The 18,692-nt window shown below is 34.8% G+C and carries 19 protein-coding genes; 18 read left to right on the top strand and 1 reads right to left on the bottom strand.

Annotation, left to right across the window (positions count from 1 at the left end; genetic code table 11):
- Positions 1-9: 9 nt before the first annotated feature.
- From HMPREF1140_RS07105 to HMPREF1140_RS07030, 16 genes are all read left to right on the top strand, one after another.
- The gene (locus HMPREF1140_RS07105; protein ID WP_009663232.1) at positions 10-981 is read left to right on the top strand and encodes an ABC transporter permease; all 972 of its coding nucleotides are present in this window, start codon (positions 10-12) and stop codon (positions 979-981) included.
- Positions 981-1,943, top strand: coding sequence for a sugar ABC transporter substrate-binding protein (locus HMPREF1140_RS07100; protein ID WP_009663415.1), 963 nt, complete (start codon positions 981-983; stop codon positions 1,941-1,943). Before HMPREF1140_RS07105 ends, HMPREF1140_RS07100 begins: the two co-directional genes overlap by 1 nt.
- Position 1,944: 1 nt before the next feature.
- Complete coding sequence (locus HMPREF1140_RS07095) at positions 1,945-3,276, top strand: sensor histidine kinase (RefSeq protein WP_009663285.1); 1,332 nt, start codon at positions 1,945-1,947, stop codon at positions 3,274-3,276.
- Positions 3,269-3,922, top strand: a complete 654-nt coding sequence (locus HMPREF1140_RS07090; protein ID WP_009663357.1) for a response regulator transcription factor — start codon at positions 3,269-3,271, stop codon at positions 3,920-3,922. The genes HMPREF1140_RS07095 and HMPREF1140_RS07090 overlap by 8 nt, the downstream gene beginning before the upstream one ends.
- Positions 3,919-5,226: an ABC transporter substrate-binding protein gene (locus tag HMPREF1140_RS07085; RefSeq protein ID WP_009663281.1), complete on the top strand. Its 1,308-nt coding sequence runs from the start codon at positions 3,919-3,921 to the stop codon at positions 5,224-5,226. Before HMPREF1140_RS07090 ends, HMPREF1140_RS07085 begins: the two co-directional genes overlap by 4 nt.
- A complete protein-coding gene (locus HMPREF1140_RS07080) occupies positions 5,223-5,906 on the top strand; it encodes a D-lyxose/D-mannose family sugar isomerase (protein ID WP_009663185.1) in 684 nt (227 codons plus the stop codon). The genes HMPREF1140_RS07085 and HMPREF1140_RS07080 overlap by 4 nt, the downstream gene beginning before the upstream one ends.
- A gap of 112 nt (positions 5,907-6,018) precedes the next feature.
- Positions 6,019-7,275 (top strand): ATP-binding protein, encoded by a 1,257-nt coding sequence (locus tag HMPREF1140_RS07075; protein ID WP_009663307.1) that lies wholly within the window; start codon positions 6,019-6,021, stop codon positions 7,273-7,275.
- A complete protein-coding gene (locus HMPREF1140_RS07070) occupies positions 7,262-7,894 on the top strand; it encodes a hypothetical protein (protein ID WP_009663245.1) in 633 nt (210 codons plus the stop codon). The genes HMPREF1140_RS07075 and HMPREF1140_RS07070 overlap by 14 nt, the downstream gene beginning before the upstream one ends.
- A 157-nt stretch (positions 7,895-8,051) precedes the next feature.
- Positions 8,052-8,696, top strand: a complete 645-nt coding sequence (gene pgmB / locus HMPREF1140_RS07065) for a beta-phosphoglucomutase (RefSeq protein WP_009663399.1) — start codon at positions 8,052-8,054, stop codon at positions 8,694-8,696.
- A 12-nt stretch (positions 8,697-8,708) separates the two neighbouring features.
- On the top strand, positions 8,709-11,090 hold the full coding sequence (locus HMPREF1140_RS07060) for a glycoside hydrolase family 31 protein (RefSeq protein WP_009663292.1): 2,382 nt from the start codon (positions 8,709-8,711) through the stop codon (positions 11,088-11,090).
- A 158-nt stretch (positions 11,091-11,248) separates the two neighbouring features.
- Positions 11,249-11,836 carry a hypothetical protein gene (locus HMPREF1140_RS07055; RefSeq protein ID WP_009663219.1) on the top strand — a complete coding sequence of 196 codons (588 nt, stop codon included), beginning with the start codon at positions 11,249-11,251 and terminating at the stop codon, positions 11,834-11,836.
- Positions 11,829-12,083 (top strand): hypothetical protein, encoded by a 255-nt coding sequence (locus tag HMPREF1140_RS07050; RefSeq protein ID WP_242822875.1) that lies wholly within the window; start codon positions 11,829-11,831, stop codon positions 12,081-12,083. The genes HMPREF1140_RS07055 and HMPREF1140_RS07050 overlap by 8 nt, the downstream gene beginning before the upstream one ends.
- A gap of 10 nt (positions 12,084-12,093) precedes the next feature.
- Positions 12,094-12,471: a protein-export chaperone SecB gene (locus tag HMPREF1140_RS07045; protein ID WP_035620108.1), complete on the top strand. Its 378-nt coding sequence runs from the start codon at positions 12,094-12,096 to the stop codon at positions 12,469-12,471.
- A gap of 90 nt (positions 12,472-12,561) precedes the next feature.
- A complete protein-coding gene (locus tag HMPREF1140_RS07040; protein ID WP_009663304.1) occupies positions 12,562-12,912 on the top strand; it encodes an arsenate reductase family protein in 351 nt (116 codons plus the stop codon).
- Between the two features lie 177 nt (positions 12,913-13,089).
- Complete coding sequence (locus HMPREF1140_RS07035; RefSeq protein WP_009663384.1) at positions 13,090-14,004, top strand: dihydrodipicolinate synthase family protein; 915 nt, start codon at positions 13,090-13,092, stop codon at positions 14,002-14,004.
- Positions 14,001-14,951 carry an ROK family protein gene (locus HMPREF1140_RS07030; RefSeq protein ID WP_009663314.1) on the top strand — a complete coding sequence of 317 codons (951 nt, stop codon included), beginning with the start codon at positions 14,001-14,003 and terminating at the stop codon, positions 14,949-14,951. Before HMPREF1140_RS07035 ends, HMPREF1140_RS07030 begins: the two co-directional genes overlap by 4 nt.
- Positions 14,952-15,002: 51 nt before the next feature.
- Here HMPREF1140_RS07030 and HMPREF1140_RS07025 read toward each other — a convergent pair whose 3' ends face one another.
- Entirely contained in the window at positions 15,003-16,367 is a 1,365-nt protein-coding gene (locus HMPREF1140_RS07025; RefSeq protein WP_009663265.1) for a TrpB-like pyridoxal phosphate-dependent enzyme, read from the bottom strand.
- Between the two features lie 469 nt (positions 16,368-16,836).
- Between HMPREF1140_RS07025 and HMPREF1140_RS07020 the strand changes: the two genes are divergently transcribed.
- The gene (locus HMPREF1140_RS07020; protein ID WP_009663229.1) at positions 16,837-17,646 is read left to right on the top strand and encodes a hypothetical protein; all 810 of its coding nucleotides are present in this window, start codon (positions 16,837-16,839) and stop codon (positions 17,644-17,646) included.
- A 216-nt stretch (positions 17,647-17,862) separates the two neighbouring features.
- The gene (locus HMPREF1140_RS07015) at positions 17,863-18,519 is read left to right on the top strand and encodes a hypothetical protein (RefSeq protein WP_009663340.1); all 657 of its coding nucleotides are present in this window, start codon (positions 17,863-17,865) and stop codon (positions 18,517-18,519) included.
- Positions 18,520-18,692 lie beyond the last annotated feature (173 nt).

The raw sequence follows: 18,692 nt of genomic DNA, 5'->3' as shown, positions 1-18,692 counted from the left end.
AGGTAAAAAGTGAAAAAAGCGAATAATTTAAAGGCGTTAAATTTTTTCAAAGAGAATATGGGAATCATAATCGCATTGCTGGTGCTGGCAATATTCCTTACGGTATTTCCTGCTACAAGCAGTTCATTCCCTACAACAAAGAATGTTTTCAATGTACTTAGACAGATATCCACAAATATGCTTCTTGCATGTGGAATGACTATGGTAATCATACTTGGCGGTATTGACTTGTCGGTAGGTTCCGTAATAGCACTTTCAGGCGTATTTGCTGCAGGATGTGTATCCAGATACGGCATGAATATTTACCTTGCTATGTTTATCGGAGTAATTATCGGAATAGTAATAGGTGCATTTAACGGTTTTGTTATTTCAAGAACAACGATCCCGCCATTTATCGTGACTCTGGCAACAATGAATATTGCAAGAGGTCTTGCAGGTGTTTATACAGGAGGTTCACCGGTAAGAGTGGTTTCCAAAGAATGGCAGTGGCTGGGTGCCGGATATATCGGTATTTTCCCTGTACCTGTTATTATAATGATAATTATATTTATAATATCGGTTCTTATAATGAACAGAACAAAAATCGGTAGATATATATATGCAGTCGGTGGAAATACACTTGCGGCAAAGTTTTCAGGCATAAGTGTTTCAAAAGTAAAATTCATGGTGTATACTTATTCAGGACTTATGGCAGGTCTTGCAGGAGTTATCTTAGCTTCACGTATGTATTCCGGACAGCCTACAGCAGGTGACGGAGCCGAGATGGATGCCATAGCTGCGGTAGTAGTCGGCGGTACATCAATGTCAGGTGGATATGGAAAGCTTGGAGGTACATTGGTAGGTGCCCTTATCATAGGAATTTTAAGTAACGGACTTAACCTTATGAATGTAAACTCTTTCTGGCAGACTGTTGTAAAGGGTATTGTAATATTACTTGCAGTATTTATCGACTATATTAGAAATTTAAAAAAGAGTAAATAATGAAAAAAATAGACAAAAACAGGCTAAGGGCATTTTATATGCTCTTAGCATATGTTTTTTTATTGTGTTTATCGGTATTTTTGCTTAAATTAAAAACTGAAGACAAGAAAATTGTTTTCGGATCGACATTTATGACAATGAATAATCCTTACTTTAATGTACTCAATGAAAATATAAGAGACACTATTGAAGCAAACGGTGATATACTTATAACAAGAGATCCGGCGCAAAGCCAGGAAAGACAAAATGCTCAAATAATGGATATGTTAAATGAAGGAATTGATTTTCTGTTTGTAAATGCCGTGGACAGGAGCGGAATAGAAAGTGCATTGCTTGAATGCAAAAAAAGAGGGGTTCCGATAATTTTAATTGATACGGATGTTGATAACAGAATCGGTGTAATAAGTGCAATACAATCGGATAATTATGAAGCCGGGGTACTCTTGGCACAGGATTTGATAAGAAAAAAGCCTGAAGGTGCAAAGATACTTATTGTTGAGAATCTCATAGCATTATCCATGATACAAAGAAGGCAGGGATTTATTGACACTATAAAGGATAATCAAAAGTATGAGATTGTAGAGGAAATAGACGGTGTAAGTGAGATCGAGACTGTAAATCATGCTGTAATTGATTATATTGAAAATAATGATAAGGATTTTGATGTTATATTCGGACTGAACGATCCTACAGCAATCGGTGCAGTTGCGGCACTTAGAGAAACGAGTGAAAAGAAGGTTTTAATCTACGGAGTTGACGGATCGCCCGATGCGAAGGAACTGATAAGGCAGGGGCTTTTTACAGCCACAGTTGCACAACATCCCATATATATGGGTAAGGAAGCGGCTAAAGCGGCATATGATTATCTAAACGGAAAAGAAATAGAATCCGACATAAGCATAAATGTGGACTTGATAAATGCAGGCAATTTAACAAGATTTGATATATCGAAGTGGCAATAAGATGAAAAGTATAGGAAACTTTAAAATAAATACAATACAGGAAATAATGCTGGTCATATCTCTTGCGGCAGTTATTTTGATTTCAGGTTTTATATGGATAGTTACACAAAGAGTTGTAAGTATACATGAGGCAAAGCTGTTTTTATCAAATGCTGTAAATGTGCCCGGCAATACTCTGCATATATTTATATTTGCAATTATTTCATCAGTATGTTTCATACTGACCTTTTGTATAAGAAACAGTAATATAATAAATGATACGGGAATTATATTTGCAACCTTTGTATTGGAATTTGTACTGGGGCTGATATGCATTGTACTGTTAAACTTTAATTATAACGGAATACTGCTTTGGACTTTTGCAAATGCACTGATGTATTTAAAGAGAAATAAATATATGCTCATGGTAGTTATTATTGCTATGATAAGCTATCTTTTAACAACTCATGAGCTGGTGAAACTCTTTATAAACGTTTTCGATATTTCAACTTACATAGAGGTATGCAGTCAGAGTATACAGACATTAATATACTTTATATATAATGCGCTAAATCTTATGACTGCGGTATGTTTTATATTATTCTGTATTATTATAATAGTAAGTAAGGAAGAGATAATAGAAAAGAATCTGGAGCTGAATAAAAGACTTGAGATAGCAAATACAGATTTGCAAAGGACAAATGAAGAACTTGAGAAGTCTTTGATGGACAATGCAAGACTTGCCGAAATCAGAGAGAGAAACCGTATTGCCAGAGAAATTCATGATACTCTGGGACATACACTCACAGGGTTGGCAGCAGGTATAGATGCCTGTATAGCATTGGCGGGAGATGATAAACCGGCTTTAAGAAATCAGCTGGATTTACTTTCAAAGGTCAGCAGAAACGGTATAAAAGATATCAGAATGAGTGTAAGTTCATTAAGACCGGATGCACCTGAAAGACTGAATTTGAAAAATGCAATAGAAGAACTTGTAGAGAATACAAAAAGGGTTGCCGGTGTAAATATAAAACTTGATTGTGATATTATTAATCTAAAGTTTGATGAAGACGAAGAGATGGCTATATACAGGATAGTACAGGAAAGTCTTACAAATGCTATAAGGCATGGAAAAGCAAAAAATATAGATGTATCCATTAAGAAAAACTATGGAAGTATCAATCTTTTGATATGTGATGACGGAATAGGATGCGAAGATATCAAAGCAGGATTTGGACTCAGGCATATCAGAGAAAGAGTAAATATGCTAAAAGGACAGGTGAATTTCAGCAGTGAAGATGGCTTTAAAGTGGAAGCTATGATACCGATAAGATGGGGAGAGGAATATGATTAAAGTTTTAATTGCAGACGATCAGGAATTGATAAGAGAAAGCTTAAAGATAATCCTTGACAGTAAACCTGATATAGAGGTAACGGATGCCGTGTCTGACGGACTTGAAGTAATCAGGAGTGTCAGAGAAAACAAGCCTGATATAATACTTCTGGATATCAGAATGCCAAGACTTGACGGAGTGTCCTGCACAAAGATTATAAAAGAAGGTTATCCGGATATAAAAATTATTATACTCACCACATTTGATGATGATGAATATGTTTTTAACGCTTTAAAATACGGGGCAAGCGGTTATCTCTTAAAAGGTATAAGCATGGACAGCCTGGTAGAGGCGATAAATACGGTATATCAGGGACAGGCAATGATAAATCCCGATATCGCTTCAAAGGTTTTGAAGTTTTTCTCAAAGCTGGCTGTAAACAATGAAACCATACATGTAGAATCCGAGAATATAAAGACTGTTACAAAGAATGAATGGGCTATAATAGAAGAGGTGGCAAAGGGAAAGAGCAATAAAGAAATTGCAAAAGACCTGAGTTTTTCAGAGGGTACGGTAAGAAACTATTTATCAACGATTCTTGACAAACTTGAACTTCGTGACAGAACGCAGCTTGCTATATGGGCAATAGGCAGAGGTGAACTGTGAGAAAGAAAAGAAAACTTTTTTTGGGAGCAATTCTTTTTATAGCGATACTTGGTATATTTTTTTATATATGTAGGCCCAAAGAAACAGTAATAGAATTTGCCATGTTTAACGGAAGCAATTGGGATGTGGCTGTACAGGAAAGCTATTCTGTAATTGATAAGGCAATAGAGAAGTTTGAAAAAGAGCATAAGGGTGTAAAGATAAATTATTCCGGAGGAATACAAAAGGAAGACTACAGCGAATGGATGTCTGAGAGAATATTGAAGGATAAAATGCCGGATATATTTATGGTACTGGACGAGGATTTTGAAAATTATATAAATCTCGGACTTATAGAAAATCTGGACAGATATGTGATGGAAGATAAAGACTTTGATATAGACAAATATTATACTGAAATTGCAAACTCGGGAGTTTTTTCGGGACATAGATATGCTCTTCCTTATGAAGCCATGCCGACTCTTATGTTTGTAAACCGTACACTGCTTGAAAAGCTGCATGTTGATATACCGGGAAATGACTACACATTTGATGATTTTTACAGAATGTGCAGAATGATAACTTTGGACAGGGACCTTGACGGCAGCCCGGATTACTTTGGAATATACAAATATGACTGGATCAATGCGGCACTTTCAAATAATGTTGTACTTTTTTCAAAAGACGGAAAGAAGTCATATTTCAATCAAGAAAAGTTTGCAGAGTCAATAAGATTTGTAAAGAGCCTGGAATCATTAAACGGAAATAAGAATATAACCAAGGAGCAGTTTGACAGCGGAAAGGTGGCTTTCAGTCAGATGTCACTTGCCGAATACAGGACTTATAAGTCATATCCTTACAAGATAAAAAAATACACCGGATTTGCATGGGATTGCATACCTATGCCGGCAGGTAATTCGGGTAATAATGTAAGTATGATAGACAGTCTTGATATTGCAATAAGTTCAAGGTCAAATAAGAAGAAACTGGCATGGGAATTCTTAAAAACACTCACCTATGATACTGAAATACAGCAGACATTGTATAATGAGATGCCCGTAGCATCGGTGCTTAAGGAAGTAATGGAAAGTAAGGAATCGGAGAATATATTTAAAGAAGATGAAGATATCATAGATTCCAAACTGATATGCCATATACTTGAAAACGGTATTGCAAAACCGAAATTCAGCGGTTATGAAGGAGCGATATCTCTGGCGGATTCAAAAATTTCAAAGCTGAATCTGGGAGATGATATAGAAAATACGCTTAGAATATTGCAAAGACAAATGAGCAAATATTTGTTACAAGAAAGGGGAAAGACATGAAGAGATCACAAATTAACAGCATCATAAGAGAGATGGAGGAGCTTATAAAAGAGAACGGATTTCATCTGCCGCCATTTTGCAACTGGACACCAAAAGATTGGGAAAACAAAGGTCATGAATATGATGAAATAAGAGATAATATGCTCGGATGGGATATCACAGACTTCGGACTCGGAGATTTTGATAGGATCGGTTTCGGACTTATTACACTCAGAAACGGAAACAGAAACAATGAGAAGTATAAAAAAGTCTATGCAGAGAAGCTTTTATTCTTAAGAGACGATATGATGGCACCTATGCACTTCCACTGGTTTAAATCGGAGGATATCATAAACAGAGGTGGCGGTACACTTCTTATAAAAGTATATAATGACGACGGTAAGGGCGGACTTGCCGACTCGGATGTACTTATAAACTCAGACGGAAGATCATACTATGTAAAGGCGGGAAGTCTTGTAAAACTTTTGCCGGGAGAGAGCATCACCATATGGCCGCATCAATACCATGAGTTCCATGTGGAGCCGGGAAGCGGAAGTGTGCTTATAGGTGAAGTCTCCCAATGTAATGATGACAATATAGACAACAGATTCTATGAAGATATAGGCAGATTCCCTGAGATAGAAGAGGATGAAGAGCCTTACAGGCTACTTTGCAATGAGTATCCGGTAGCAAAGGATTGAGGAAATATATAGGTTGAGAAATAAATAAATTATGTAAAATCCCCTTTTTGTGATATATTTATAGATAGGGGATTTTGTATTTATAGAAGTATAGTTATATCAGGAGAGTATAGTGGAATTAAAAATTAGAAACGTTGGAAAGATAGATTCGGCAGATATAGAAATTAAAGGGATCACAATAATAGCAGGACTGAACGGCACCGGAAAGAGTACAGTTAGTCGTAGTTTATTTGCAATGTTCCATTCATTCAGTAATATATCCGGTAAAGTGAAATTAGAGAAAGAATTTGCTATTAAAAGGTTGTTTTTACTTTCACAACACTTTGCAGATGCATATGTTATAAATGGAATGGATAAAAAGATTGAAGAATTACCATCTATTTTAGCAGGAGAAACTGATGAAAATATTATTCGTGACATCTTAGTAAGAAACTGCAATGTGCCTAAATTTGTGGATGATGTAATTTCCGGTATTATAAAAATAAACGCTCCTGCAGATGAATTACTTCAAAACGAAATTATATCAGAAATTTTCTTAGATGAATTTAATGGACATATTACAAATATACGTAGTCATAAAGATAGTAAAATAGAATTAAAAATAAAGGACTTTAAAATAAAAATTATTTTTAATAATAATGATGAATTATTAGAGGTAAAAGAAAGAAAAGAGCTGGAACATGAGATTGTATATATTGACGATCCGTTTATTATAGACTTTCATAATATCAGAAAAGATGGTGAAACTAACTCATTTCTTAGTAGGACAAGTGGAAATACTACTAATCACAGAAGGTCATTGCTGTCGCATTATATGAATAATAAAGCTTTAACATTAGTAGATAAGGCTAATTTAAAAGATAGATTGACATTAGTTTACAAAAAAATCAATAATATATTAGGTTCTGATATGTCATTGTTTGAAACCAATAACGATGGTATGTCAAGAGTTACAAGAACTAAAGGCTTATCTTTAGATAGTTTATCGTCAGGTATGAAAACATTTTATTTGATTAAGAGCTTAATAGATAACGGAACCATAGTGCAAAATGGAACTTTAATACTTGATGAGCCTGAGGTTCATCTTCATCCTGATTGGCAGGTTACACTGGCTGAGGTTATAGTACTACTACAAAGAGAGATGGGACTACATATTTTGATAAATACTCATAGCCCATATTTTTTACGTGCGATTGAGGTGTTTTCCGGAAAGTATGACACAGAAGATGTAATTAAATATTACCTTTCATATAATGAAGGTGATAATGCAAAAATGAAGGATGTTACTTTTAATATCTCTGAAATTTATAAAGTATTGTCCGGCCCGTTACAACGAATTGAGAATGAGGGGTATAATGACAGAGATTAGCGACAGAATTGAGAGAGAAATATTTATAAAAAACAAAAAATCTTTATTTGAAGTGTCTTTGGACGATTCGGATGAAAAAAATCCTGTTAATATGGTTGATATTGATAGAGATATTTCAAAAGATATTGTAATTGATTTTGATGATGTAAAAACTGATTTCTGCAGAAAGTTTCATAAATCTAATGAGGTTTTTAAATCAGCAGATGCATTGTTTTATAGTGAAACTAAAAACAAACTTATATTTGTAGAATTTAAGAATGGTAAGGTTAGAGATGTTAAGACGAAACTTAAAGATTCACTTCTTGTTTTTTCTAATATAGTAGATGTAGACCTTAAATTCTGTCGCAAATATTTAGAATATATTGTGGTATATAATTACGAAAAAAATAAAAAGTATGTTGAACAGGAAAAAGGTAAATACAGAAGAGAAGAGCAAAACAAGTCCCAATCGCTTAGTAAGGAGTATATAGAAGGATTTGTTAAGCCTCTATTTAGGTTAGCAAAAAATGAAATCATTCTATGGGACCTGGAATTAATGCAGGATATTTGTGTATCAGAGGTTCATACATATACTGTGAATGAATTTTTAGAATATTATTCAAAAAATTGCAGTAGATAAAAATGAGTATATTTGATGTATAAAATAGCTGTATAAGTAAATAAAAGAGTAAGTTTAATTAATTTACTCTTTTTATTTTTATAACTTACAAGTAAAAGCAGAGCGATTTATGTAAAAGGAGAGAAACTCCTTATTAAGTAAAGGGGTGGTTACAGTAATGGAAAGAAAATATAAAGGCATAATATTCGACCTTGACGGAGTAATATGCCATACAGACAGGTATCACTATATGGCATGGAAAAACATGGCAGACGGTTTGGGTATATACTTTGATGAAGAAATAAATAACAGACTCAGGGGAGTAAGCCGTATGGAGAGTCTGGAAATAATACTTGAAAGGTCTGATAAAAAGTACAGCAACAAGGAAAAAGAAGAGTTTGCAAATAAAAAAAATGAGCTGTATAAAGAACTTTTAAATGAGATGAGTGAGAAAGATCTTGATAAAAAAGTTAAAGACACTTTAGATATTTTAAAACAAAGGGGATATAAGACGGCAATAGCTTCATCAAGTAAAAATGCAAAGCTTATACTTTCAAAGTTAAATCTTATTGATTTTTTTGATATTATAGTAGATGGAAATGATATAAAATATTCAAAGCCTGACAAAGAAGTGTTTGAAAAAGCGGGGATAGGTCTGAAACTTTTACCAAACGAATGTCTGGTTGTTGAAGATGCAGCTTCGGGAGTAGAGGGGGCAATAAGAGCCGGAATGCAAGTTGCAGGAATAGGGGATGCAAAAAAGCTCGGTGATGTGAGTTACAGTTTGGAAAGCTTTGAAGATTTGCAAAAGTATTGTATATAGAAAGAGAGAAAAATGGTAAATACAAAGGCGGCAGAAGCTTCAATAATTAAAGGAAATAATTATCGCATAAGTATTCTTACTGATAGACTTATAAGGTTTGAATACAGTAAAAAAAATATATTTGTTGATGAAGAGACGGCGGCTGTTACAAACAGAAAGTTCCCGAAAGTAAAGTTTGATATTTTAGACAGTGAAGACAAACTGGTTATAGTTACAGATTATCTAAGAGTAATATATGATAAAAAAGAATTCTCAGGCGAAGGCTTAAGGATCAATGTAAGCGGTAACTACGGAACAACTTCAAGTGTATGGCATTATGGAGATAAGAATGAGAGTTTAAAAGGAACAACCAGAACACTGGATGCCATAGATGGAGAAACAGAGCTTGGAGAGGGAATTGTTTCAAGGCAGATGTGGTCTGTGGTGGATGACAGCAGTTCCATGCTTATAACGAAGGACGGATTTAAGCTGAGGGAGGATGAGGAAGAAACAGATCTGTATTTCTTTGGTTACGGCCTTGACTATTTGACAGCACTTAAAGACTTTTACACTCTCAGCGGAGAACTTCCTCTGCTTCCAAGATTCACTCTTGGTAACTGGTGGAGCAGATATTATAAATACACTCAAAAGTCATATCTGGACTTGATGGACAGATTTGACAGTGAAGATATTCCGTTCAGTGTGGCGGTTATCGATATGGATTGGCATATTACGGATGTGGAGGGTAGATTCGGTACAGGATGGACAGGTTATACATGGAATAAGGAACTTTTCCCAAGTCCAAAAGAATTTTTAAGTGAACTGCATACAAGAGGATATAAGGTCTTACTGAATGTACATCCGGCAGACGGTATAAGGGCATATGAAGATTGCTATAAGGATATGGGAGAATTTATGGGTGTAGATATTAAAAAAGAAGAACCTGTACTTTTTGATATTGCCAATGATAAATTCAGAGAAGGATATTTTAAACATGTTCATCATCCGCTTGAAAAGCAGGGAGTCGATTACTGGTGGATAGACTGGCAACAGGGGGAAAATTCAGGACATAAGGGACTTGATCCTCTATGGCTTTTAAACTATTTTCACTATAAGGATTCTGAGAGAGAAGACCGTGGAAGAGGTCTTATACTTTCAAGATATGCAGGAGTGGGAAGCCATAAATATCCTATAGGTTTTTCGGGAGATACCATTATCACATGGGAAAGTCTTGATTTTCAGCCTTATTTTACAGCTACAGCATCAAATATCGGATATGCATGGTGGAGTCATGATATCGGCGGACATATGAACGGTATAAGAGATGACGAGATGTTTGTAAGATGGGTACAACTTGGAGTATTCTCACCGATAATGAGATTGCACAGTACCTGCAATGAATTTTCCGGAAAAGAGCCTTGGAAGTACAATCAGATTGCCGAAAGAATAGTTAAAAGATATTTGAGACTTCGTCACAGACTGATACCATATCTTTATACCATGAACAAAAGAGCAAATGTGGATAAGCTTCCTTTGATACTGCCACTTTATTACTATGAGCCTGCAAATGATAAGGTTTATAATTATAAAAATGAGTATTATTTCGGAGAGGATCTGATAGTATGTCCTGTGACAAGAAAAATTGATGCAGAGAGCGGATTGGCAAAGACCAGGATATGGCTTCCGGAGGGTGAATGGTTTGATATCTTTACCGGAGTAAGGTATAGAGGAAATCGTGAACTTGAAATCTACAGAAATCTGGAAGATATCGCCGTATTTGCAAGAGAGGGAAGTATCTTGCCTCTTGATGTAAATGTAAGTACAAATGAGATATCAAGTCCTGCAGAAATGGATCTGTTTATTTTTGCCGGTAAGGACGGAGAGTTCACTCTTGCCGAAGATGAAAAGGAATTTAATACGTATGTCGAGTCTGACTGGGCATATACAGGATATGAGATTCTGGAAGGCAATGCAAAGAGAATATTTAGAATAAACCCTGTTTCGGGAAATAAAAATGCTGCAAGGGAGAAGAGAAGATATAATCTCTATTTCTACGGTGCAGGAAAAGAAAGTGAATTTGATATTTTACTCGATAAAAAGAAAATAGAACCTGCAAGTATTGAATATGATGAAACAAAAAATGTTTTAATTATAAGATTGCCGGAGATTTCATCATCATCTGCTTTAGAAGTGGAAATTGATGATAAAGAGAGCCCTTCACATAGCAGTATACAGAGCAGAGTATTTGATATACTTAATAAGGCACAGATAGAATATGATTTAAAGACAAAGGTAATGGAGGTAGTACGAAAGTATAATTCCAAAAATGCAGGTGAAGTAATGGGTGAAATTTACAGTGTCTGTGAAAACGAGTTTGTTAGAGGAGCTATAATAGAGCTTTTATCTGCAAAATAGAGAATGCAATAAAGAAGAAAGTGAAAAGTATTACAGACTGCTTTGTAATGAGTATCATGAAGTGGGAAAATAAATTTTTAATTGTATAGATAATAACATAGAAAAATGTTAGAATATAATATATATTATTGAGAGAGTATTGGTCACATGGAGAAATAATGAGATATACTGAAAGCTACTATAATCTAAGCCATGGGACAGATATTGCATCTGCAGAAGATATTAAAACCAATGGCTTCACTTTAAGAGGAGATAAGACAAGTTGGTGTGGAGAAGGTGTATATTTCTATGATATAAAGGCGAAAGCCTGGTGGGCAGCTAAAAGAAAATGCAATGAGTTAAAGCAAAAGGGCAAAGGTAGTATTAAGGCAACAGTTATTTTAGCTGATATAGAAGATATATACAAGGATGAAACATTTGACTTAAGGGTAAAAAAAGACGTGGACGATTTTGAAAGCTTTGTCAATTCAACGTTATCAGATGATTATAAAATTATTATTGAAGGAGTTGATGATGAAGTAGAGAGGAAAATTTTATTGAGGTCTATGTTGATTTCGTTTTATGCTGAAGAAAAACATTACAGGTTGATAATAGGTAATTTTAAACAACGTCCACAACCATTATATGAGCACACAATTGAGTTTGCAGATTCATTAGACATGGTTTTTGGAGTAGAGACAATATATTGTGTAAAAGATACCGGTATAATCAGCAATATTCGAATAGGAGGTAAGCAGGGTGAATAGTTTGATGGACAAGTTTATAATGTATGCGAAAGAGCAGTTTGGATATGATATTTCACTGACAGAAGCTGATACTCCGGATACATTTGAGTCATTATTTGGAGTAAGCTTCATCGCAGAAGAAGAAAATACAGCAGTATCCTATGATGAAAAATTTATATATAAGAATGATTCAGCTATAGTAGCGAATATGGATACAGTATATTTAGATGATGGCTGTATACAACAGGATATTGGCTTAGCTGCTTAGTGAGGTGAGAATGGATATTAAGGACATTAGATCAAGCCTACAAATGAAGAACTTTTATTTTAGCAAATTTTCATTTGTGAGGGATAAGGTTATTAAAAATGGTGAACTTAATGCAGATATAAAGAAGGGTATCATTCCTATCGGTAACCATGAATACAATGTAATATTGACAACTAAAATTGAGAAGGATGATATGAACATAGAATTGGTAGCGGAAGCACAATTTTTATATGAGTCGGAGGATCATTCAAGAGAAGAGTCAATAATAAATACAAATACGGTTGCGATAATGTTTCCATTTATTAGAAGTCAAGTTACCCTATTGACATCGCAGCCCGGTATGGCTCCGATTATACTTCCGCCGATTAATACGCAGAAGTTAAAGTGATATATAGTATATCTAAAAAACAGTATTAAAAAAATAGTTTGGCTTTATTTTAAGCCGGACTATTTTTAGTTTATTAAAGGAGGAGATTTTATGTTAGTATTTCATTATCCGAAATGTTCAACTTGTGTGAAGGCAAGAAAGTGGCTAAGAGATAAAAATGTGGAGTTTACGGAAAAGAATATTGTGGAGGAGACTCCAAGCGTGGAAGAGTTAAAGAAGGTTTTGGAGTATTCAGGCCTTCCTATAAAGAAGCTTTTTAATACAAGCGGTATGCTCTACAGAGAGCTGAATATCAAAGAAAAAATGGATACTATGAGTGATGACGAAAAGCTTAAATTGCTTGCAGAAAACGGAATGCTCATAAAAAGACCTATAGTTTTGGGAGACGATTTTGCTTTGGTAGGTTTTAAGGAGAGTGAGTGGCAGAACAAATGGCAGTAAAGTCATAGGATAGAATTTATAAAAATAATAAAGCATAGAAAGTTCAGAAAATGATTTCAAAATAATTATTTTTATTGAAAAACTATTCAATGAGTGATATTCTAAGCTTATAATTATATGATGGAGGGTCAAAGATATTTGACCCTCTTGGTATTATCTCTACAATAAGGAGGCATTATGAGAAATTTAGATAAGTACAAGGGAGTCATTCCGGCATTTTATGCATGTTACGATGATAACGGGGAGATCAGTCCTGAGAGAGTAAGAGCTCTTACAGAGTACTTTGTGGATAAAAAGGTCAGAGGAGTATATGTAAACGGTTCTTCGGGTGAATGTATTTATCAGAGCGTTGAAGATAGAAAAGTTGTTCTTGAGAATGTAATGAAGGCTAAGGGTGATCTTACAATAATTAACCATATAGCATGTAATAATACCAAGGACGGTATGGAGCTTGCAGCTCATGCAGAGAGTCTTAAAGTAGATGCAATTGCTGCGATTCCGCCTATTTATTTTAAGCTTCCCGAGTATGCCATTGCACAGTATTGGAATGATTACAGCAGTGCCGCGCCGAATACAGATTTTATTATATACAATATACCACAGCTTGCCGGAGTGGCTTTAAGCAGAGGCCTTTATGCAAAGATGAGAGAAAATAAGAATGTTATAGGTGTAAAGAATTCTTCTATGCCTGTATTTGACATTCAAGGCTTTGTAAGAGACGGCGGTGATGATTATATTGTATTTAACGGTCCGGATGAGCAGTTTGTTTCAGGCAGAGTAATAGGCGCAAAAGCAGGTATCGGTGGAACATATGGAGCAATGCCTGAGCTTTTTCTTGCAATGGATGAGTGCATAGAGGCAGGCGATATGAAGAGGGCAAATGAGATTCAGTACTGCGTAAATGACATTATAGCGGCTCTTACTTCAGGATATGGAAATATGTATGCTATGATAAAGGAAGTTCTTAGAATTAATGAGGGACTTGATATCGGTAGCGTAAGAAAACCTTTGGTTGCATTGACAGATGCTGATAAAGAGATTGCAAAATCAGCGGCAAAAATGATAGTTGACGCCAAGAAGAAATTTTTATGATGAATAAAGTGTATTTGGGAATTGATATAGGTGGAACCGCAGCGAAGTTCGGACTTGTTGATGAGAACGGCAACATACTTCACAAGGATGAGTTCTCGGTTTCATTTGACGGATATGAAACTCCAATACTTAAGACTGTTTTGGAAAAAACGGAGTATTTTGTGGCTTCAAGCGGACTTGCTTTCACTGAAATATCAGGAATAGGTGTATCCGCTACAGGGCAGATAGATTCCGAAAAAGGCGAAGTTATCGGAAGCGCGGGACATATAAAGAATTGGGTAGGATCAAAGATAAAGGAAAGCTTTGAAAAGAAATATTCTGTCAAAACTATAGTTATAAATGATGCAAACAGTGCAGCGCTCGGTGAAAAATGGATAGGAGCGGGAAGAGGCTATAAAAATATCGTTGCTATAACCATAGGAACCGGAGTTGGCGGCGGTATTATAGTTGATGATAAGATCTTGCTTGGTAAAAGAGGATTGGCAGGAGAGATAGGACATATAGTGATACATGGAAGCGGAGAGGGCTGTTCATGCGGAAATGTAGGTTGTCTTGAAAGATATGCATCCACAACAGCGCTTGTAAGGAGTGTATCAAAACTGCAAAAGGAAAATCCGACAGCTTTTCCGAAAGACTTTGAAGAAAATATCAACGGTAGAAAGATATTTGATGCCTTACCTGCAAACAGTCTGTTAAGGCAGGTAGTTGATAATTGGGTGGATGATATTTCACTTGGAATTATTTCACTTGTTCATATCTTTAATCCTGAACAGGTTATTATAGGCGGTGGAGTAAGCGGCAGAAAAGAGTTTATAGAAGTCTTGAGTAAAAAGGTACATGAAAAGGTAATGCCAAGATTCTTGGAAGGACTTGAAATAGTACCTGCAAAACTTGGTAATGATGCCGGCCTTGTCGGTGCGATATATTATTTGATAGAGAATAAATAAAATAGGGCTTTATTTCATAATCTTGTACTATGAAATAAAGCCCCTTATTCTTTACTCTACCTTTGGCAACATAGCTGCATATTTTTTAAGTTCCTCATCTGATGGGACAGTGTCATCCATCTTTCCGTCATGGAATTTCTCATAAGCAACCATATCAAAGTAGCCTGTACCTGTAAGTCCGAATACGATGGTTTTTTCTTCACCGCTCTCTTTACATTTCTTAGCTTCTTCAATAGCCGCATAGATAGCATGTGAGCTCTCAGGAGCAGGGAGAATACCCTCAGTTCTTGCAAAATATTCTGCAGCCTTAAATACATCCGTCTGATTTACTGAAGCTGCCTCCATATAACCGTCATGATAAAGCTGTGAGAGAGTAGAACTCATTCCATGATATCTGAGACCGCCGGCATGGCTTGGTGAAGGAATAAAATCACTTCCCAAAGTGTACATCTTTGCAAGCGGAGTCATCATACCTGTATCACAGAAGTCATATGCAAATGTTCCTCTTGTAAAGCTTGGACATGATGCGGGTTCTATAGCAATGATTCTTACATCACTTTCACCTCTTAGCTTTTCACCCATAAATGGAGATATAAGACCGCCAAGGTTTGAACCGCCACCTGCACAGCCTATAATAATATCAGGTTTGATATTATACTTATCAAGTGCGGCCTTAGTCTCAAGACCGATAATTGATTGATGCAATAAAACCTGGTTAAGTACGCTGCCAAGAACATATCTGTATCCTTCAGTGGTTGTGGCCTTTTCTACAGCCTCCGATATAGCACATCCAAGACTTCCTGTGGTGCCGGGATGTCTTTCCAGAATTCTTCTTCCTACTTCTGTTTCCATAGACGGTGAAGGTGTGACGGTAGCACCGTATGTTCTCATAACCTCACGTCTGAAAGGCTTCTGCTCATAGGATACCTTAACCATATATACCTTACAGTCAAGTCCAAAGTATGCACATGCCATAGAAAGTGCCGTACCCCATTGTCCTGCACCGGTCTCTGTGGTAACACCTTTAAGTCCCTGCTCTTTAGCATAGTAGGCTTGAGCTATAGCTGAGTTTAACTTATGGCTTCCGCTGGTATTATTTCCCTCAAATTTGTAATAAATCTTTGCAGGTGTGCCCAGCTTTTCTTCCAGACAGTATGCTCTTACAAGTGGAGCAGGTCTGTACATTCTGTAAAATGATCTGATTGCCTCAGGTATCTCAAAATAAGCGGTGGTATCATCAAGCTCCTGCTTAACAAGCTCGTCACAGAATACATGTGACAGCTCTTCATAAGTCACAGGTTTATGTGTTCCGGGATTTAAAAGCGGAGCCGGCTTATTTTTCATATCAGCTCTTACATTGTACCAATATTTTGGCATCTCATTTTCTTCTAAATAAATCTTATAAGGTATCTCCATACACTCTCTCCTTTCATGTGAAATTTGCCGGAATGTCGGCAAATATTATACTCTAAAGTATACATGGATAGTAGATTTAAGTCCAGTGAAGAATTGGTGAAATCTTACAATGCAGGTGAATATGATTTCAAGTATGTTAAATAATTAAATAATCTACCGGGAAATAATGAATTTTATTCCCTGCAGAACCAACCGGAAATATCTTTGGTAAGAATATTATAGTGGAGACTTATTGTGACAGAGAGATATTTTTATATGAATATACATTATAAAAATAGAACAAAAAACAAATGAAAAATAGCATAGGATTTGATATAATTAAGGTAATATTATGAGCGTGTAAAAAAATTTATGTAGTAGGAGAATGCTATGGCATAAATGTTATTAAATATAATAAGATACTATTAAATATGTAATAATAGAGGAATTAAAAGAGATAGCATCAGATATTATAAATGTGAGGTAATAAATGATGAATTATAAAAATAGGAAAAGAATAATATTGCTTTTATTTATAATAACCAGCTGTAGCATATATAAAAAAGATATTACAAATGAAATTAATAAAGAGGGATATGCTGTAAATTTTATAGAATATGATAAGAAATACGAAATTGACATTGATAATGATGGTGAGACAGATTCAGTAAAGGTATTTATTGATGCGGATGGCTATATATCAGTAGAGGTAAATAATCATAAAAAAACAATAGGCTATGGTGAAGAGGGTGTGAAAAGTGTAATTATAAATGATAACAATGGTAATTATTGTATTGGCATAGCAATTCACTATGTTAATGATACACGAATAAGTGAGTTCTATAGATTGAATAAAGAAAATATAGTATATATGTCAGCTGTAGACGGATATATAAAATCTGCATATCAAAATTTGGGTTTATATGTGGAAGATAGAAAATATATTATAGGCTTTCAAAATACAACAGGCATATATTTAATAAATTCTGATTTGAAGCTTAGTTTAGAAGGTAATTATAGTATAAATGATTCTAAGCATACATTAGTGAAAGAGCTTAAAGCATATAAGTATAATGATAAAACAGCTGTTTATGAAATAACTACATATCATAAAGGGGAGGCTTTGTATTTATACGAAACAGATATGCAAAACTTAATATATTTTAAAACGGAGAATGGGGATAAGGGATATATTAATGCAACAAAAGATGATTATGAAAGTTCTACAGGTGAATTTTATATAGAGGAAGAGAGATTAGTTGATTATTTTGATGGAGAAGAAATATCATGGGCAGGTTAATAATAAGAAAGTTGACACAAATAATTGCTAAAACCTATGAAGATAAGAGTATATAAGAACCTTTCAAAATGAAGGAGTCAAGTTTTTTATAGGACTTCCAAGCATATAAGGATAAGTGGAGAAAATGGAGCAGGAAAAATCATAGATGAATATGTGGTATTGTATTTGGGAGATCTATTCAAAAAGTATTAAAGCAGTTTTGGCTAAGGAGAATATATGAATGTGGTTGAGAAAAATAAACTTAAGATAATCCTAATAATTACAAGTATATTGACTTTAGTGTTTATAGTGATAGTTGGCATAGAGTATTTGAATGAAAAAAGAAGAGATAGAGCACTTAAATACTATAATGAAATATCTACTACAGTAATTTTAGCAGGTACACTGGGAATGGACTTGGAATGCAGTGATAATAAAGGGAATACTTGGGTTATAAACGGGAGTGATATAAGTTTACTTGACATAGTTACTAAGGATATTACAGATTATATATCAGGGGAGAAGCAGAGTCTTTACAACTACAAAATTATAAAAAATGAATATATACAGAAATATATAGATAATTTTAATGACAATATGAAGCATATAAGAATAAGTGGAGAGAACGGAGCAGGAATTCCTATCCCACCAAAGACTATATCTGAGGGAGAGGGAATGGAGGAGTTTCAAGAAATAAAGAATTTAGATGAACTGACAACATATATGCACAAATTAACAAAAAATGGTGAATATTATCTGTATGCTCTTTATGTGGTTGGATTAGACGGAACGGGATTTAGTGGTAGAATAACATATAAATCAGATACTGGAGAAGAAAAAATCATATATGAATATGGGGTATTGTATTTAGGAGATTTATTCGAAAAATATTAAAATAATTTCGATTAAAGTATTATGGAAATATTTTAACTAAGGGGAATATATGAATGCGATTGAGAAGAATAAACTTAAGGTAATCCTAGTAATTACAAGTATATTGACTTTAGTGTTTATAGTGATAGTTGGCATAGAGTATTTGAATGAAAAAAGAAGAGATAGAGCACTTA

This window comes from Lachnoanaerobaculum sp. ICM7, from assembly GCF_000287675.1.
Taxonomy (GTDB): domain Bacteria; phylum Bacillota; class Clostridia; order Lachnospirales; family Lachnospiraceae; genus Lachnoanaerobaculum.
This window is presented reverse-complemented; position numbering and strand designations above follow the sequence as displayed.

What these genes read in the sequence shown, in the direction of transcription:
- HMPREF1140_RS07100 (WP_009663415.1), top strand. Translation starts at nt 981, where the DNA reads ATGAAAAAAATAGACAAAAACAGGCTAAGGGCATTTTATATGCTCTTA.
- HMPREF1140_RS07095 (WP_009663285.1), top strand. Translation starts at nt 1,945, where the DNA reads ATGAAAAGTATAGGAAACTTTAAAATAAATACAATACAGGAAATAATG.
- HMPREF1140_RS07090 (WP_009663357.1), top strand. Translation starts at nt 3,269, where the DNA reads ATGATTAAAGTTTTAATTGCAGACGATCAGGAATTGATAAGAGAAAGC.
- HMPREF1140_RS07080 (WP_009663185.1), top strand. Translation starts at nt 5,223, where the DNA reads ATGAAGAGATCACAAATTAACAGCATCATAAGAGAGATGGAGGAGCTT.
- HMPREF1140_RS07070 (WP_009663245.1), top strand. Translation starts at nt 7,262, where the DNA reads ATGACAGAGATTAGCGACAGAATTGAGAGAGAAATATTTATAAAAAAC.
- pgmB (WP_009663399.1), top strand. Translation starts at nt 8,052, where the DNA reads ATGGAAAGAAAATATAAAGGCATAATATTCGACCTTGACGGAGTAATA.
- HMPREF1140_RS07060 (WP_009663292.1), top strand. Translation starts at nt 8,709, where the DNA reads ATGGTAAATACAAAGGCGGCAGAAGCTTCAATAATTAAAGGAAATAAT.
- HMPREF1140_RS07055 (WP_009663219.1), top strand. Translation starts at nt 11,249, where the DNA reads ATGAGATATACTGAAAGCTACTATAATCTAAGCCATGGGACAGATATT.
- HMPREF1140_RS07045 (WP_035620108.1), top strand. Translation starts at nt 12,094, where the DNA reads ATGGATATTAAGGACATTAGATCAAGCCTACAAATGAAGAACTTTTAT.
- HMPREF1140_RS07040 (WP_009663304.1), top strand. Translation starts at nt 12,562, where the DNA reads ATGTTAGTATTTCATTATCCGAAATGTTCAACTTGTGTGAAGGCAAGA.
- HMPREF1140_RS07035 (WP_009663384.1), top strand. Translation starts at nt 13,090, where the DNA reads ATGAGAAATTTAGATAAGTACAAGGGAGTCATTCCGGCATTTTATGCA.
- HMPREF1140_RS07030 (WP_009663314.1), top strand. Translation starts at nt 14,001, where the DNA reads ATGATGAATAAAGTGTATTTGGGAATTGATATAGGTGGAACCGCAGCG.
- HMPREF1140_RS07025 (WP_009663265.1), bottom strand. Translation starts at nt 16,367, where the DNA reads ATGGAGATACCTTATAAGATTTATTTAGAAGAAAATGAGATGCCAAAA.
- HMPREF1140_RS07020 (WP_009663229.1), top strand. Translation starts at nt 16,837, where the DNA reads ATGATGAATTATAAAAATAGGAAAAGAATAATATTGCTTTTATTTATA.
- HMPREF1140_RS07015 (WP_009663340.1), top strand. Translation starts at nt 17,863, where the DNA reads ATGAATGTGGTTGAGAAAAATAAACTTAAGATAATCCTAATAATTACA.